Origin of the sequence: Sorangium sp. So ce1014 (assembly GCF_051521505.1) — a bacterium.
Classification (GTDB): Bacteria; Myxococcota_A; Polyangia; order Polyangiales; family Polyangiaceae; genus Sorangium.
In genome coordinates, this window is sequence record NZ_CP150356.1 from 1,753,033 (window position 1) to 1,768,119 (window position 15,087).

Annotated in this window: 18 protein-coding genes and 1 pseudogene; 11 read left to right on the top strand and 8 right to left on the bottom strand. The window is 70.4% G+C overall.

Annotation, left to right across the window (positions count from 1 at the left end):
- Window positions 1–29: 29 nt before the first annotated feature.
- Window positions 30–611 (bottom strand): helix-turn-helix domain-containing protein, encoded by a 582-nt coding sequence (locus WME75_RS06630; protein ID WP_437487297.1) that lies wholly within the window; start codon window positions 609–611, stop codon window positions 30–32.
- Window positions 612–950: 339 nt separating this feature from the next.
- On the opposite strand from WME75_RS06630, the gene WME75_RS06635 reads away from it, so the two are divergent.
- Window positions 951–1,817: a hypothetical protein gene (locus tag WME75_RS06635; RefSeq protein WP_437487300.1), complete on the top strand. Its 867-nt coding sequence runs from the start codon at window positions 951–953 to the stop codon at window positions 1,815–1,817.
- On the opposite strand, the gene WME75_RS06640 is transcribed toward WME75_RS06635, so the two are convergent.
- Entirely contained in the window at window positions 1,814–1,990 is a 177-nt protein-coding gene (locus WME75_RS06640; RefSeq protein ID WP_437487303.1) for a hypothetical protein, read from the bottom strand. The genes WME75_RS06635 and WME75_RS06640 overlap by 4 nt on opposite strands.
- A gap of 6 nt (window positions 1,991–1,996) precedes the next feature.
- On the opposite strand from WME75_RS06640, the gene WME75_RS06645 reads away from it, so the two are divergent.
- The 3 genes from WME75_RS06645 (at window position 1,997) to WME75_RS06655 (ending at window position 3,754) form a co-directional block, all read left to right on the top strand.
- Window positions 1,997–2,155 carry a hypothetical protein gene (locus WME75_RS06645; protein ID WP_437487306.1) on the top strand — a complete coding sequence of 53 codons (159 nt, stop codon included), beginning with the start codon at window positions 1,997–1,999 and terminating at the stop codon, window positions 2,153–2,155.
- 766 nt (window positions 2,156–2,921) lie between these two features.
- Window positions 2,922–3,293, top strand: a complete 372-nt coding sequence (locus tag WME75_RS06650; RefSeq protein WP_437487309.1) for a hypothetical protein — start codon at window positions 2,922–2,924, stop codon at window positions 3,291–3,293.
- Window positions 3,294–3,499: 206 nt separating this feature from the next.
- The gene (locus tag WME75_RS06655) at window positions 3,500–3,754 is read left to right on the top strand and encodes a UPF0175 family protein (RefSeq protein ID WP_437487312.1); all 255 of its coding nucleotides are present in this window, start codon (window positions 3,500–3,502) and stop codon (window positions 3,752–3,754) included.
- A gap of 423 nt (window positions 3,755–4,177) precedes the next feature.
- Here WME75_RS06655 and WME75_RS06660 read toward each other — a convergent pair whose 3' ends face one another.
- The gene (locus WME75_RS06660; protein ID WP_437487315.1) at window positions 4,178–5,383 is read right to left on the bottom strand and encodes an FAD-dependent monooxygenase; all 1,206 of its coding nucleotides are present in this window, start codon (window positions 5,381–5,383) and stop codon (window positions 4,178–4,180) included.
- An 84-nt stretch (window positions 5,384–5,467) separates the two neighbouring features.
- On the opposite strand from WME75_RS06660, the gene WME75_RS06665 reads away from it, so the two are divergent.
- Window positions 5,468–6,424: a LysR family transcriptional regulator gene (locus WME75_RS06665; protein ID WP_437487317.1), complete on the top strand. Its 957-nt coding sequence runs from the start codon at window positions 5,468–5,470 to the stop codon at window positions 6,422–6,424.
- Window positions 6,425–6,477: 53 nt separating this feature from the next.
- On the opposite strand, the pseudogene WME75_RS06670 reads toward WME75_RS06665, so the two are convergent.
- Window positions 6,478–6,675: pseudogene (locus tag WME75_RS06670) on the bottom strand (SDR family NAD(P)-dependent oxidoreductase); the annotation flags it as partial.
- 223 nt (window positions 6,676–6,898) lie between these two features.
- On the opposite strand from WME75_RS06670, the gene WME75_RS06675 reads away from it, so the two are divergent.
- The 4 genes from WME75_RS06675 (at window position 6,899) to WME75_RS06690 (ending at window position 8,959) form a co-directional block, all read left to right on the top strand.
- On the top strand, window positions 6,899–7,465 hold the full coding sequence (locus tag WME75_RS06675; protein WP_437487320.1) for a Uma2 family endonuclease: 567 nt from the start codon (window positions 6,899–6,901) through the stop codon (window positions 7,463–7,465).
- Window positions 7,466–7,639: 174 nt separating this feature from the next.
- Window positions 7,640–7,876, top strand: coding sequence for a hypothetical protein (locus WME75_RS06680; RefSeq protein WP_437487323.1), 237 nt, complete (start codon window positions 7,640–7,642; stop codon window positions 7,874–7,876).
- 144 nt (window positions 7,877–8,020) lie between these two features.
- Window positions 8,021–8,422, top strand: a complete 402-nt coding sequence (locus WME75_RS06685) for a hypothetical protein (RefSeq protein WP_437487326.1) — start codon at window positions 8,021–8,023, stop codon at window positions 8,420–8,422.
- A 3-nt stretch (window positions 8,423–8,425) separates the two neighbouring features.
- Window positions 8,426–8,959, top strand: a complete 534-nt coding sequence (locus WME75_RS06690; protein WP_437487329.1) for a GNAT family N-acetyltransferase — start codon at window positions 8,426–8,428, stop codon at window positions 8,957–8,959.
- Window positions 8,960–9,097: 138 nt separating this feature from the next.
- On the opposite strand, the gene WME75_RS06695 is transcribed toward WME75_RS06690, so the two are convergent.
- From WME75_RS06695 to modA, 3 genes are read right to left on the bottom strand one after another with little or no spacing between them, the layout of a single operon-like run.
- Window positions 9,098–9,856, bottom strand: coding sequence for an ABC transporter ATP-binding protein (locus WME75_RS06695; protein WP_437487330.1), 759 nt, complete (start codon window positions 9,854–9,856; stop codon window positions 9,098–9,100).
- Window positions 9,853–10,662: an ABC transporter permease gene (locus tag WME75_RS06700; protein ID WP_437487333.1), complete on the bottom strand. Its 810-nt coding sequence runs from the start codon at window positions 10,660–10,662 to the stop codon at window positions 9,853–9,855. The genes WME75_RS06695 and WME75_RS06700 overlap by 4 nt, the downstream gene beginning before the upstream one ends.
- Window positions 10,659–11,495: a molybdate ABC transporter substrate-binding protein gene (gene modA, locus WME75_RS06705; RefSeq protein WP_437487336.1), complete on the bottom strand. Its 837-nt coding sequence runs from the start codon at window positions 11,493–11,495 to the stop codon at window positions 10,659–10,661. The genes WME75_RS06700 and modA overlap by 4 nt, the downstream gene beginning before the upstream one ends.
- Before the next feature lie 584 nt (window positions 11,496–12,079).
- Between modA and WME75_RS06710 the strand changes: the two genes are divergently transcribed.
- Window positions 12,080–13,507 (top strand): sensor histidine kinase, encoded by a 1,428-nt coding sequence (locus tag WME75_RS06710; protein ID WP_437487339.1) that lies wholly within the window; start codon window positions 12,080–12,082, stop codon window positions 13,505–13,507.
- Here the strand turns inward: WME75_RS06710 and WME75_RS06715 are convergent.
- Entirely contained in the window at window positions 13,405–14,784 is a 1,380-nt protein-coding gene (locus WME75_RS06715) for a hypothetical protein (protein ID WP_437487342.1), read from the bottom strand. The genes WME75_RS06710 and WME75_RS06715 overlap by 103 nt on opposite strands.
- Before the next feature lie 93 nt (window positions 14,785–14,877).
- Between WME75_RS06715 and WME75_RS06720 the strand changes: the two genes are divergently transcribed.
- Window positions 14,878–15,084: a hypothetical protein gene (locus WME75_RS06720; protein ID WP_437487345.1), complete on the top strand. Its 207-nt coding sequence runs from the start codon at window positions 14,878–14,880 to the stop codon at window positions 15,082–15,084.
- Window positions 15,085–15,087: the final 3 nt, after the last annotated feature.

Below are 15,087 nucleotides of genomic sequence, written 5' to 3' on the forward strand. Positions count from 1 at the left end.
GGCTCCGTTCGGCAGATGGCGTACTCAAGTCAGTCGTCCTCGTGGTTCATGTCTGTTCCGCGCGACTGCTCGGAGATCCACCGCTCCAGGTTCTCGCGGCGGAACGGGCAGGAATTGCCGACCTTGAACGCCGGGAGCTTTCCCTCCTGGACCAAGCGGTAGAGCGTGCGCTCGATCACCTTCAGGTGGTCCGCGACCTTACGGGTGGTGAGGATGTCCTCGGGCAGGGCTAGTCCTCGCGCTGGCATCGGGCCGCACGAGGATACGGAAGCACTTTCACCAAGACAACGCCGAGGACGAAATTTCCACGGCGACTTAGGGTACCTCCGCGCCCACGCCGCCCGCTGCTGGGCCCATGTCCCCGCGTGGGCCACCGCCCGGAGGGGCCGCTCGGCCATCGGCTCGGCGCCGTCGGCAGGTTCGAGCGCCAAGACGGCGTCTTGAAGATCGGGCGCGAGGAGCAGCAGGTCGAGCAGCTGCGTCACCCGCGCCCGCGTGAGGCCCAGCTTGCGGGCCACGGCGCGCTGGGCTGCGAGGAGTCCCCGGTCGATGGCGCCCTGGAGGTGGTGCGCGAGGGCCAGCATCCGGGCGACCTGCGCCGTGTGGCGCATCGACGCCGTCCCGCCGCCGTTCGCGCCCCCCGCCCATCTGGACACCCCCCGGCTCATCTGGACATCCCCCTCGCTCATCTGGACATCCCGCCCGCTCATCTGGACATCCCGCCCGCTCATCTGGACATCCCGCCCGCTCATCTGGACACCCCCCGGCTCATCTGGACATCCCCCTCGCTCATCTGGACATCCCACCCCGCCGCCTCGCCTCCCGGCTCCCCCCACCCACGTCCAGATCTTGCTCCGTGCTCGACGTTCTCCCCCGACCGAGCTCATCCTTGCCGCATTGCGCCGTGCCCGGGGGGCGCGGGTCGCAGGAGGAGGGATCAAGCAATCATCATGGCAAAGCAAGGACCGAACTTCGATCGCTGGGTCAAGGTCGCCGCCGGGTCGGAGCGGACCGACAACCCGCTGAATATTCCGTACGACATTGCCGTGCGCGAGGCGGTCGCCGCCGCGGCGTTCGCGAAGAAGTACTGGGAGCCCGACGGCGAGCGCCCGGGCCTCAAGCGGGTCAAGAACCGCCTGCCCGCCTCGAGCAGCGAGGAGCTGCTCTCCATCGTGCACGCCGTGCAGGAAGCGCAGACTCGGCTGCTGCTCATCGTCGATCCGGCCGTGGCCGATCTCGGCGAGCGCGCCCGGCTCCTCGTCGATGAGCTCGAGTCGGCGCTCGAGTTCCTGCTCGACGACGACGTCGACGAGCCCGCCGACGCGCAGCTCGCGCGCATCAAGGAGTTTCACGCGCAGGACGGCCAGCGATCGAGCGCCCTCTCCCAGGCGCTCCGCGACTACGCGGGGCTCGCGGAGTCGCTCAAGGGCCGCCTCGTCGAGGCGGATGAGGCGTTTGACGTGCGGCTCATCGCCGAGGCCAGGAAGCTCGCGGAGGACCTGCAACGGCGAGCGCTGGAGGTGGCCCCCGAAGCCGGCGCCTCGGCCGCCGCGACAACGACCCGCAACCAGCTCCTGCACCTCATGGTCGAGCGGGTCGGCGCCATCCGGAAGACCGCGGCCCACGTCTTCCGGCGCCACCCCGAGATCGCCCGCGAGGTGACGAGCGCCTACGAGCGGCGCCGGCGCGCGGCGGCGCGGCGCGAGAAGGCCCGCAAGGCCACCGAGCCCGGACAAGCCAACGGCAAGCCGGCAGAGGCCAGCGGCAAGCCGGCGGCGGCGCCCGCCCCCGGGACCCCCGCGCCCGCGACCTCCTAGCCAGGCAGCGTCCTCGAGCGCCTCGCCGTCCACGCGCCCGAGCTCGGCCACGTGGACGGCGGCCCGCCAGGGAAGGGCGACGCCGGATCCACCCCAGTCCAGACGGGCGAGAAGAGGCAGACGTCGATCGTCGCCTTGCCCAGCGACACCCCGCCCATCGCCACATCAGGCACCGCGTCATGACCAAGCTCCGGCGGGAGCGGCGCTTCTACCTGGAGGCGATGATCCGCTGGACCGCGCCGGCGGCCCGGCCTCGTCGAGCTCGGCGAGGCCGGGCCGATGTCCAGCAGGGCGACCTCGGTGCGGCCGGCGTCGAGGCGGACGTGGTCGCGCTCTGATCCGGCGCGGAGCTCGCCGCTCGTCGGTCGATCGGTTGACGAACACCCTCCACCACTGAACGGCCGCCTGCTCACACTGAACGACGACTGCCAGCCTCCCACGACCTCAGCTGCCGCGCGGCGAGCTGCGCAGGTCAGGCCGACAGTGTCATCTCGACCCACTTGACCGATTTTGCGGCTTTACCTCTGTTCGCTTCAAAAGAACGTCATAAGGATAAGCTCGCTCGCATGTCTATCTGGCACTCGCTTCGATGAGGCTCGCGAGGCGAGCGGGCACGGCGCGCGTACCTGCTCTGGTTCGCCGGATCTCACGTCCGGAAGGCACGGTTCTAGCTGTTTGAACCTTCACGAGAGGGGGGCGATGATCTATGAGATGGCCGGCATTCCTGATCGGTGCCATTTTTGTGGTGGGATGCGTTGTTGACCCAGGCGACAACGGTGAGACTACGGAACAAGGCGCCGAGGAGCAAACTTCGGAGGTCTCCGAGGCGGTCTTGACCAATAGAATCTTCGTAAGGAGGGAGAACATGGCGGCCCATGTTCCGACAAATGCGTGGCACAAAAAATCTACTGCCACGCCGCCTATGCCGTTCATCCAAAAAAACCGAGCGTCGGCAATGGCAAGCTGTATGCCTGTAACCGATTTGTGCCGGCTGGATGGATGTGCTCGTACACTTACCCAAACGGCGACAATTGTCATTTTCCGTTTGGTAGAGGTCCTGCATCGCTGTGTATATGATGACAATATTCATCACAGGAGGCGTCGTTGAGTGGCGTAGATGCGGAGCGTGCGGCCAGTGCTGAGACGGCTGCGGCCATTTTTAATGGGGAAGGGCTGCTTCAGATGCTCGTGTGGCGTTGCGTGTTCGCCAACTACGAGGCGCATCTGCTCGATGGCCTGGAAGAACTAAAGAACGGCCTTCGTCGGTTCATGGCGCTGCGCGACCAGGGCCTGGCGCAGGGTGGACCGGAAAAGGTCACAGAAGACGACATCCAGCGTCTTGAGCGGCTCTCATCGCTCGTGCAACAATGGCTCGCGGGCGGAGAACTGTCGCCGGAAATTGAGGAGCTCGCGCGGAAGCTGTGGGGTGTCCTCGCAGACACCGGCGCCGGCGTCCAGATGCTCCCTCCGCCGTAACGATGCCTTCATCGAGCTCGGCGCCCATCCTAGGTTTAGTTGTTGCTCCTATCCTCTTCGCCCGGTGCTGGTTGGCCGAAGGCCGGGCACGAGAGCGAGCTGACCAGCAGAGGCGGCTCGACTCCAACAAGTAGGCGGCGGCGTGATCGGTCCTCTGTCCCCGAGCCCATCTCGACACCGGGGGCCTTCGGCGATACCTGTGAGGCATGACCCTCGTCGTCCTGACCGTACCCGACGACCTCAGCGCAGCGCTCCAGGTCCCGGCCGAACGGCTGGCGTCCGAGATCGCCTTCGCCGCCGCGGTCCGGCTTTACGAGGAGGGTCGTGTGTCGCTGGTCAAGGCCGCCGAGATCGCGTGCGTGGAGCGCTTTCGCTTCGCCGCCCGGCTCGCGGAGATCGGCATCTCGACCGCTGCGTTCGACCTGGCCGATGTGGATGCTGCCAGGACGGCGGCAAGATGACGTATCCGGTTGCGGTGATCCGCGACACGGGCCGCTGAGCTACCTTCACCGACTCGGGCGTCTCGACATCCTGCAACAACTCTACCGGCACGTCCTCGTTCCACCCGCCGTCGTTGCTGAGCTCAATGTCGGGCTTCGTCTCGGCAGGGACCTGCCCGACGTGACCACCCTGGACTGGATCGAGCTGCGATCGCCTCCTGCCCGCGCGCTCCAGGAGATCGAGCGCCGTCATCGAGGTCCTCACGATCTGCGCGGGCTCGTCCTTCGAGCCGCCGCTCGCCTCGATGTCGCCGAGGCGCCGCGAGCTCTCCACCACCTCGACGTGCCGGACCTCGGCCTCACGGGTGGAGAGGTCCAGGCGCAGCGACACAAGGCGGCCAGGCCGCTTCGGAGCATCGGGATTCGCGGAGCCTCACCGAAGCCTCACGAAAGCCTCACCAGATCCTGGTAGTCCTTGAGATCGAACGGCAGCGTCAGCGCTCCGAAGTCTGGGATGCTGCCGCCGGGGGCGGTCTGCCCCTCGTCCGTCGGTTCGTCAGGCTTTGCGTTCTGCTCCAGCGCGATGTCCTGATTGCGAATCACGTAGGCGCGCAGGCCGTCCTCGTACGCGGCTATGCCACCCACCAGATCCTCCTTGTGCATGGCGAGCTCACTGGCCAGAACGTAAGCGCCGACCATCGCGACCGAGGTGGCCTGCCCCGTACCCAGAGAGACGGCGTAGCCAGCATCGCCGGCCAGCACGATCCGCCCACGTGACCAGCTGCTCATGCGGACCTGGCTCAGCGAGTAGAAGTGGAAGTCGGTCGCGCGCAGCATGTGCTCCACGATCTGCGGAATCACCCAGCCAGCGCCCGCGACGCGGTCGGCGAGCAACCGCTTCTGCGCGTCGATGTCGCGGACGTCGTGGTCGATCCCCTTCGGCGCGTTGAAGCCGAGATACGTCCTCGCGTTGACATCCCTCCGCAGGCCCATGACCAGCGCGCCGACGGAGTCCGGCTGCTGGTACATGACCTGCCAGCGCTCGAGACCGAGAAAGTTCGGCATGCCGAACGTCGCAATGTACAGGTCGCCGAAGGCGCGGACGAACTGCTCATCGGGGCCGAAGGCGATCCGCCGCACCCCCGAACGCAATCCGTCGGCGCCAACCACCAGCTCGAAGCGGCGAGGCGCAGCCGTGACGAACGTGACGTCGACGCCCGACTCGTCCTGGGTCAGCGACGCGATGGAATCGGCGAAGAGGTACTCGACCTGGGTGCCCACGGCTTCGTGAAGCACGTGACACAGGTCGTCGCGCAAGATCTCGACATCGGGGCTGTCGAGTCGGCCGCCCGTCAAGGTGCTCTCCGTGCTCCGGAAGATCTCCTGACCGGCCGAGTCGACCACAGAGATGCCCGTCAGCCTCGTGCTTCGATCGCGGAGCGCAGCGAGGATGCCCATCCGCTCCGCGACCTCCAGGGCCGGCCCCCGGACGTCGAGCGCGTGCCCGCCCGGGCGTAGATGCGGCGCACGCTCGACCACCGTGACCGCGAAGCCGTAGCGGGCGAGCCAAGTTGCGATGGTGAGACCGGAGACGCTGGCGCCGGAGACCAGCACCCGGGAGGCGGGACGCTTCGGGATCGTCGAGTTCATGGGAAGCATGGTACGTTTCTCGAACCGAGCCGTCCAAGACATGGATCGCACGGATATGATGCCCCCAGGGTAACGGTTGAGACCATGGAACTCCGACACCTCCGCTACTTCGTCACCATCGCCGAGGAGCAGAGCTTCCGCCGAGCCGCCACCAGGCTCCACGTCTCGCAGTCTCCATTGAGTCGGCAGATGAAGGACCTCGAGGAGGAGATGGGCGTTGAGCTCTTCGCGCCCGAGGGACGCGGGATCAAGCTCACGGCCGCCGGGAAGTCCTTCGCGGAGAGAGCCAGGAGCATCCTCGCGAGCGTCGACGCGGCCGTCGACGAAGCCAAGGGGATCGCCGAAGGCAGGCTCGGTACCGTGGTCATCGGCTTTGAGACGGGCACGTCCTTCATGGGCTCGTTCTTGTCCTTCGTCGCGGCGTTTCGTCGGCGAGCGCCCCACGTCGGCCTCCAGCTCGTCCCCACGAGCAGCCTGGAGCAGTGGACGGCGCTGCGGCAGGGGACGATTGCCTTCGGCTATGGGGCCTACGCGCCCGATGACGACGCCCTCGGCCACCTCGAGATGACCCGCGATCGACTCGGGCTGCTCCTCTCCCCTGAGCATCGACTCGCACGGCTCAAGAAGATCCGGCTTCGAGACCTCGAGAGCGAGCGCGTGCTGCTCCAGCCACGTCAGCTCTATCCGAGGCTCCACGCGGACCTCATCACGGCGGCGCGCGCACAGGGCGTGACGCTGCACGTGACGGCGGAGGTGCTCGACCTGGAGGCGCTCCTGGCGCTGGTCGTGATCGGCGACGCGGTCACCTTCCTCTCGGAGAAGTTCTGGGAGCTGGCTTCGCAGACCTCGTTGCTGTGGCGGTCCGTCGAAGATCTCCACATCGATCTGAGTGAAGTCGTCACATGGCGCGCGGAGGACGGCGGCGCGCCCGTGGTGCGAGCGCTGATCGAGAGCGCGCGAGAGGTGAGCCCGCTCCTGCAGCACGCCGCAGACCGCGCGCGCTCCCCCAGGGCCGCCGAGCGAAAGCGCAACAAGCGCTGAGGCGTCTTCCCGGGCGGTCACGAGAGCAACACGTGTCCCCTCGGCGCTTGGGCGACATCCCCGACGAACGGCACGATGCGGCCGTCACCGCGGGCCAGCTCGTCGACCGCCGGGTGGATGTCCTCGGCCACGACCGCGGCGCCGCGCGCCTCCAGCAAGGGCGCCGTGGCCCGACCGATGCCGCTCGCTGCGCCGGTGACGATCGCGACCCTGCCCTCGAGATCACGCCGCAGATCTTCGGTCTTGGTCATGTTCTTCTCCCGAGAGCGTTGTGCGTGTGCTCTCCAGTCTCTCCTGGTGACGTCCAGGGAGATCGCAAGCCCCAGGAGCCAGGGGGCCCGACCTCATCGAGAGCGTGTTTCGAGCTCCACCAGATTCGCACTGCGCCACGCCCGCCGGGAGGCGCCGCCCGAAGGGATTTGCTATCGTCGGGGCATGACCGCATCCGCGCCGAAGGCTGCCCGTCCCGCGACCTTGGAGGATCTCCTTGCGATCCCCGAGGAGGAGCGGCGCCACGAGCTCATCGAGGGCAGCATCGTCGAGAAGGGGGCCGCGACCGGCGAGCACGGGGCCGTGCAGCGCAAGCTCTCCGCCTACGTCGACCCCTACGATCAGCGCCCCGGCGGGCGCAGGCCCGGGGGATGGTGGTTCGCGACCGAGGTCGATGTCCACTTCGACGCCACGAACACCGTCCGCCCCGACGTGGTCGGCTGGCGACGAGACCGCGTCCCGGAGCGCCCGCGCGGTATCCCGATCATGGTGCGCCCCGATTGGATATGCGAGATCCTCTCGACGAACAAGCGGAACGATCTCATCAAGAAGAAGCGCGTCTATCACCGGCACCAGGTTCCGCACTACTGGATCATCGACCCCGAGGAAGAGACCCTGGCCGTCTATCGCTGGACGCAGGAAGGTTACGTCGAGATCCTCGCCGCCGAGCGCGGCGAGCAGGTCCGGGCCGAGCCGTTCGAGACGACCCCGCTGCAGGTCGGCGTGCTCTTCGGCGACGACGAAGACGACGAGCCCGTGCGGGAGCCTTAGTACTACAGCCGCGGTGAGGGAGCCCGCGCGCCCGCGGTGGCGAGGCTGGAGTGTTCATCAGCCATCTGCCCGCATGCGAGGACGGAGCGAGATAGGAAGCGCTGCGATTACTGGACAGGCGGTGGATTCGTTGGCCTCGGCGTACTGTGCGGGCTCTTTTGAGGCGCGTCGACGATGACCGACCTCAGGCCGCTAAGGATCCTCGGGATTCTGCTGTGCGGAGGGCTGCTGGCTGCTCCGATGGTGGCGAGCTACCACGAGCGACTGCAACCGATGGCCCTGGACGTCATCCGCGCGCTGTTCCCGCTCTGGATCGGCTTGCTCATCCAGTTGAGCATCGACGAAGGCCGCGCCCGCGAACGGGCCGCACGCGAGCGCGAACGGGCCGCACGCGAGGGGCGTGGAGAGTGAGCACGATACAGTGCGCGCCCCGCTACAGACCTACCAGTCGAAGCCGACGTGACCGCGACCCGAGTGAGCCAGCGCCGCGCGCCCGCAGATCGTCCTTGTCGCCGGTGTCCATGTGAGTAATACTTTACTCATCAGGAGGTCGTCATGTCCCGCTTCCAGGCCCTGACCAACAGCGTGCTCGACGCCGAGCTGGAAATGCTGCGGGAACGGCTCGGGCTCGAGCCCAACCAGAAAGCCGACCTCCTGCGCGAGGTCGCCGCGCTCGCCGGGTGGGTCGTGCGGCAGGCCGAGCAGGGGCGAGCCATCGAGGCACGTCGTGGCGAGGAGGTGGAGCCGCTCGTTCATCCGGCGATCGAGCGCCTCCGCGCCAGACGGCAGCAGCGGATGGGCGAGCGCCTCACGCTGAGCGACGCCGAGACAGCTCGCCTGGCCAACGTCCTCGATCAAGGCTTCGAGCCTTCCGCTGCCCTCCGCGAGACACTGGCGAACCTGGCGAACCCGAAGCGCCGCCCGCCGAAGCTTCGCTGGAAGAAGCCGGCTGTCTGACCCATGGCGCTCCGGATCGAGGCGCTCAGCCGCTCTCACCGTACCCTGCTCGCCGACTTCCAGAACCAGCACCCATCGCTCGTCGAGTACCTCAAGCGGTTCGCGCTTCGCCACGCGGAGAGGGACATGCTCGCGCGGACGTACCTGGCCATCGATGAGGTCTCGGGCGTAACGCGCCTCGGAGGCTACTTCAGCCTGTCGGTCGTGAGCGTCGAGCGCGCCACGGTCACGCGCCTGCCGGAGCTGGATCGGCTCCCGCGTTTCCCGGTCCCCGGAGTGCTCCTGGCACGGCTCGCGATCGACGCCCGCGTTCAGGGCCAAGGGCTCGGCCGGTATCTCTTCGAGGAGGCGCTCGGCCTGACGCTCCAGCTCGCGCACACGGGGCCTGTGGCGTTCCGGCTGTTCGTGACAGACGCCATCGACGCGGACGCCGCACGCTTTTACGAGCGGCTCGGCCTCGCGCAGCTCGGAGACGAGCTCCCCTGCCGCATGGTGCTCGACCTAAGGCCGCTCCTGAGTATCCGCTCGCCACGTTGACCACCGGCGCCCCTGAGTCGACGCTTTCCTGATCGTGCCGGCTCCTGCCCACGCTGCCCGTTGCTCCCCACACGAGCTGGCGGGAGGAGCGCGCTCGCCGGTTGTCCGTGGCCCCGGACCGCGGACGGCGCGACCCCGCTACTCGCCGCCGCCGCCGCCGCCGCGCGCCGACGCCACGAGCTCCTCCACGAAGCGCGACGCCGGCCGGGCAGCCAGCTCCTCCCACGTCCCGGCCTGCGTCACGCGCCCCGCCTCGAGGACGGCGATGCGCTGGCCGAGGAGCCGCGCGTCCGCGGCGTCGTGCGTGACGACGATCGTCGGAAGGGCGAGCGCTCGCAGGTAGTCGGCGAGGAACGCCCGCACCTCGCGGCGGGAATGGACGTCCAGCGCCGCGAGCGGCTCGTCGAGCAGCAGCGCGCGCGGGCCCACGGAGAGAGCGCGCGCGAGCGCCACGCGCTGCTGCTCGCCCCCGGAGAGCGTCTGCGTCCGGCGATGGGCGAGCGCGGCGATGCCGAGCTCGTGGAGCATCGCGTCCACGCGCTCGGCGCGGGCCGCCCCCCTCCGCCGCGAGGCCGCGCTCCTCACCGCGAACTCGACGTTCTCACGCACGCTGAGGTGCGGAAACAGCGCATAATCCTGCGGTACATAGCCAATCCCGCGCTCCTCGACAGGCACGTCGATCCCGGCCCTCGTGTCGAGGAGCACCGCGCCTCCGACCTCCACCCGCCCTCGCTCCGCGGGCAGCACGCCGAGGAGCAGCGAGAGCAAGCTCGTCTTCCCGGAGCCATTGGGCCCCACGAGCGCCAGCGTCCCACGCCCGGTCTCGAGCTCCGCGTCGAGGTGCAAACGGCCGATACGCGCGGTCACGCGCGCGCGCAGGCTCTGCGCCGCCGTCACGGCGTCGCCTCGCGGCGCGCGGTGGATCGCCGCGCCACGGCCCGCACGAACAGGAGCAGCGCGAACGCCACGACGACAAGGACCATCGACAGCGCCTGCGCGGCGCGCATGTCCGACTCGAGCGCCGTGTAGATGGCGAGCGGCAGCGTCTGCGTCCTGCCCTGCAGGTTCCCGGCGAACATGAGCGTCGCGCCGAACTCGCCGAGGGAGCGGGCCCAGCTCATGGCCGCTCCCGCGACGAGCCCCGGGGCCGAGAGCGGCAGCGCCACGCGGAAGAACACCCGGAGCGGCGACGCGCCGAAGGTCCGCGCCACCACCACGAGCTTCGCGTCGACCCGCCGGAACGCGCTCGTCGCCGCCTGCACGAAGAACGGCGCCGAGACGAACACCTCGGCCATGACGACCGCCGCCGTCGTGAACGTCACCGACCACCCCTCGGGATAGAGCCAGCCGGCGAGGAGCCCGCGCCGCCCGAAGGCGAGCAGCATCGCGACCCCCGCGACCGCGGGCGGGATCACGATGGGCAGCTGCACCGCCGTCTCGACCGCGCGCGCGAGCCGCCCGCGCGCGCGCGCGAGCGTCCAGGCGAGCGGCGTTCCCAGGAGCACCACGAGGGCGAGGCTGGCCGTGGTGGTGACGAGGCTCAGGCGCAGCGCGGGCCACACGAGGGGGTGACGGAGCCCCTGCTCGACGTCCGACGCCGTGGCCGTCACGAACAGCGCCAGGATCGGGACGGCCAGGAACGCCACGAGGACGCCGCCGACCGCGGCCAGGACGCCCCGCTCCGCGCCGAGGCGCACGCTCACGGGCCCGATCCGTCCCCGGACGGCGCCAGGAACCCGGCGCGCCCGAGCGCGCTCTGCCCGGCCTCCGAGCGCACGAGGTCGACCCAGGCGCGCGCGAGCCCGGGGTGCGCGGCGCCGGCCACGACCGCGATCGGGTACTCGGCGAGGACGTTGACCTCGGGCGGGATCGCCACGAGGGTCACGCCGTCCTGCGCCGCGTGCGCGTCGGTCCGGTAGACAACGCCGGCCTGCGCTTCTCCGAGGCGCACCTTGGTGAGCACCTGGCGCACGTTGAGCTCGCGCGAGACGACCCTGGCCTCCACGCGCGCGCGGAAGTCCGCGCCCAGGGTCGCGGACGCGCGATCGAGGAGCTGCAGCGTGTAGCGGCCGATCGGGACCTCCGGGGCGCCGATGACGATGCGGGTCGCCGCGGGGAGATCGGCGAGCCCCCGGATCGTCCCGGCGCTCTCGCGCGCCACGACGAGGACGGGCTCGTTGCGCGCAAAGACGACGGGGCCCACCGCGCGCCCGGACCTCACGAGCTCGTCCATGTGGCGCTGATCGGCCGAGGCGAACACGTCGACCGCGGCGCCGTGCTCCAGCTGCGTGCGGAGCTCCTGCGTGCCGGCGAAGTTGAACGTGATCTCGACACCCGGGCGCGCGCGCTCGAAGTCCTCGCCCATCGCGGTGAACACCTCGCGGAGGGAGGCGGCGGCGAAGACGACGAGCCTGTCCTCGCGCCCCGGAGGCGCCGGCTCCGCGCGCTTGCAGCCACCGAGGGCGGCGAGGCACGCCGCGAGCACCAGGAGCGGGAGGACCCGGAGCCACCGTCTTCGGGCGCGCTGCCTCTGCATGGCGCCTCGGCTCCGCGGCTCCGCGCGCGCCTCGCGCCGCCCGCGGATCCGGTTTGCTCCTCGGTCGGCCACGACGCGTGTTCTTTACATCGAGGAACGCTTGCTTGTCACCGTCGGCGCGCGCTCCCTCGGCCTGCCGGCCGAGCCACCCTGCTGGCTGCGGCCGCGCGCCGGGACACCGCTTCACTGCGGCCCAGCCGTCCCGCTCCCGGCTCCGGTCGAGGCCGGCGCGCGCGCCCCGCTTTGCGAGCCGGGGCGACCCGCCGACCCGCGTGCGCCCCGGCGAGCTCCCGCGCGCGCCGAGGCCGCTCCCGCTGTGTCGAACCAGCACAGAGGAAGCAGCGAATGAGCCGCCGTGTTTCCAGGGTGCTCACGATGCTCCCGGCGCCCTGCCATGCTCCCGTTCGCCGCCGGCGCGCTCGACGTCGTTCCGGCACGGCTTGAGGGACGGCTTGCTCTCCGCGCCGCTGGGCCTAGTTTTTGAGGAGGAGTTGAGGGAGTTGAGGAGGAGAAGGACCCTCCATGAAGGAGCGAGGCCCCCCCCGATCCGCTGGCCCCGTCGAGAGCAGGAAGGAACCTCGGTCATGCCGACGCGGACGCGCTTCGAGGCCACGGCGAGGGCGGGCTACGCCATCTTGACCCTGCTCCTGGCGGTCGGGATGGCGTTCTCGGTTCGACGGTTCTCGTCCGTGGCAGACGCTCAGAGCGAGCGTCTGAGCGCCAAAGAGCGCGAGATCACGCTCGTGGAGCGGCTCCGGTGGAGCTGCGAGCTCATCGTGTCTCACGGCAGGGGCTACCTCATTTCCGGAAGTCACGATCGCCTCACCGAGGCCGAGGACGCCAAGGCGCTCTTCCGTGAGAACGTCCGCGCGCTTCGCAGCCGGCCGCTCAGCCCGCCGGCGGTCCAGCTGCTCGCGGACGTCGAGCGGGCGGCCGGGAGCTTCATACGGCTCCAGGAAGAGCTGTTCGCCGCCCGGCAACGGCCCGAGGACCCGACGCTGATAGCGCGTCGATTCGAGGAGGAGCTGCGGCCGCTTCGCGAGGATGTCGAGCTCTCCCTCGTGCGTCTCACCGACTACAAGGAGAGGGTCGTCGAGAGCATCTATGTCGACGCGAGGGCGGAGCGAGCCGAGCTCACGCTGCGGCTGTACAGCCTGCTGGGCTTGCTTGTGTCGGCCAGCCTCGGGATCGCGTGGTACTTCACGAGGCGCCTCGGCGGCTCGTACCACCAGGTGCGGGAGGCGCGCGAGGCCGCGCGCAAGGCGGTGACGGCCCGCGACGATCTCATGGGCATCGTGGCCCATGACCTGCGCAACCCGCTCAGCGCCATCACGCTGAAGGCCGCGCGGCTGCGGAGGACAGCGGACTCCGAGAGCGTGCGGCAGCAAGCGGCGTCGATCGAGCACGTCGCCAAGCGGATGGAGCACCTCATCAGGACCATGCTCGACGCGGCGACGATGGAAGCCTACAAGTTCTCCGTGACGCCGGCGCCGTGCGCGGTGGACGATCTCCTGGGCGAGACGCTGGAGATGTTCGGGCCCCTCGCCGAATCGAAGCAGGTCCGGTTCGAGCAGAGCGTGAACGAGCCCGATCTCGTGATCTGCGCGGAGCGGGAGCGCGTGCTCCAGGTGCTGTCGAACCTGCTCGGGAACGCGCTGAAGTTCACGCCCCGGGGCGGTCGCGTGACCCTCTCGGTCGACCGGGAGGGGACGACGGTCCGCTTCGCCGTCGTCGATACGGGGCCGGGGATCCCCCGCGAGAACCTCTCGAGCATCTTCGAGCGGTTCTGGAAGGTGGAGGCGTCGGGGGAGAGGGGCACCGGGCTGGGGCTCTACATCGCCAAGGGGATCGTCGATGCGCACGGAGGCCGCATCTGGGCGGAGAGCGAGGTCGGGCGCGGCGCCCGGTTCTACTTCACGCTCCCGGTCGCCGAGCCAGCCGCGCACGAGGCCCCCGCCGCGGAGCAGGTTCCCGTGCTCTCGGCAGGAATCGACCCGCATCGAGGCGGATGAGGCGCCCGTCGCGATTCCTCCGGTCGAGCCTCGCCGGCCCGAGCGTCCGAGTCCGATCGATCGAAGAGCTTCACGAGCATCTCGGTCCCGAGGCCGGTCGCGACCATGCGTTCGCGGCGGTTCGAGAGCAGCGCGCCGAGCCACGGCACCGCGCCCCCGTCCCCGAGCGGGAGCTCGAGGCCGTCGTCCCGCCGGACGACGAGCTGGACGAACGGCCCGGCGTAGTAACCAAGCCCCTGCAATCGCGCGAGATCATGGACGATCTCGACCTCCGGCCGCGCGCGCGAGAGCGGCTCGCCCACCTCGGCGACCCAGCGCTCGGCGCGCGCGACGAGCTCCGGGCCGAGGCCGAGCGAGCGCACGGCGCCCGCGTAGTCCGCCGCGGCGCGCGGCAGATCGACGGAGGCCTCGCGCAGGGCGGCCTCCGTCGACCCCGGCTCGTGCGCCTTCGCCCGCTGCGCCAGCGCGTCCGGGTCGAGGCCGCGCGCGCCGAGGCACGCCCGGACCACGGCCGTGTCGGAGAGGACCACGCGCAGGCCCGCCGCGCGGAAGCCGGCGGACGGCAGCGCGCGGACCAGGTCGGCCCAGACGAGGAGGTGCTCGAGCAGGGCGCGCCGCTCGCACGCGTCGTCCTCGCCCCGGCCCGGCGAGCGGGCCGCGGTCACGAGGGCGAACAGGCGGAAGTGGGGCGTGAAGCCCGGGTGCTTCGTGGGCTGCATGCGCAGCACGCGCTGGCTCGCGCAGAAGCGCAGCGGCTCGCCGCGCCGGGTCTCGCGCCGGCGCCGCGCCGCGTGCAGCGCGAGCCCCGTGGTCGGGTCCGCGGCGACCTCGGCGAAGCGCACCGTCGCGAGCACGTTGTTCGGCTCGACGCCCGCGCACGCCGTGGCGCCGAGCGGCCCGACCGGCGCGAGATCCACCGCCTCGAACCCCGCCGCCGCCGCGTACGCCGCCGCGTCGAAGGCGTGGATCCGCCGGGCGTCCGCGGCCGAGGCGTGGGTCATGGGCGCCCGCTCGGCGTGATCGAGGACCTCGGCGAAGCTCCGCCGGAGCGCGCGCTGGCGCAGGCAGTGGAGCAGGAGCGTGGTCAGCTCGTTGCCCGGGAGGCGCTCCGCGAGGAGCCGATCGAGCGGCTCGCCGGCGTGCGCCTCGGCCGCGCGGCGCGCGATGCGCGACGACAGCTCGCCCGTCCTGCCGTCGGCGAGCGCTCGCGGCGGGCCGGCGGTGGCCTGCGCCGGGCGAGCGGTGGCCCGTGTCGTGAGGTCGTCGGCGGTGGGCATGGCGGGCTCCTCGTCGACACCGTGCCGCGGAACTGGCACCCTGGAAAGTGCCACGGTAGCCGGTTTCGATGGTGCCAGCGTCCTCGAGCTCCTGTGCGGGCGCTGGTAGCGCGGGGCGTGGACGCGCTGCCGCTCTCGCGCAGCGCGGCGGGGCGCGCGGGGGGGTCGCGCTCCGGGACGCCGCGCGCGCCCGGGCTCATCTTGGGGTTCGGGGCGCACGCGGAGCCCGCGCTCCGGGAGGCGGCGCGGACGCTCGCGGCCGTGGTGAGCGAGGCGATCGGCGCGGGCGAGCGGCGCTGACGC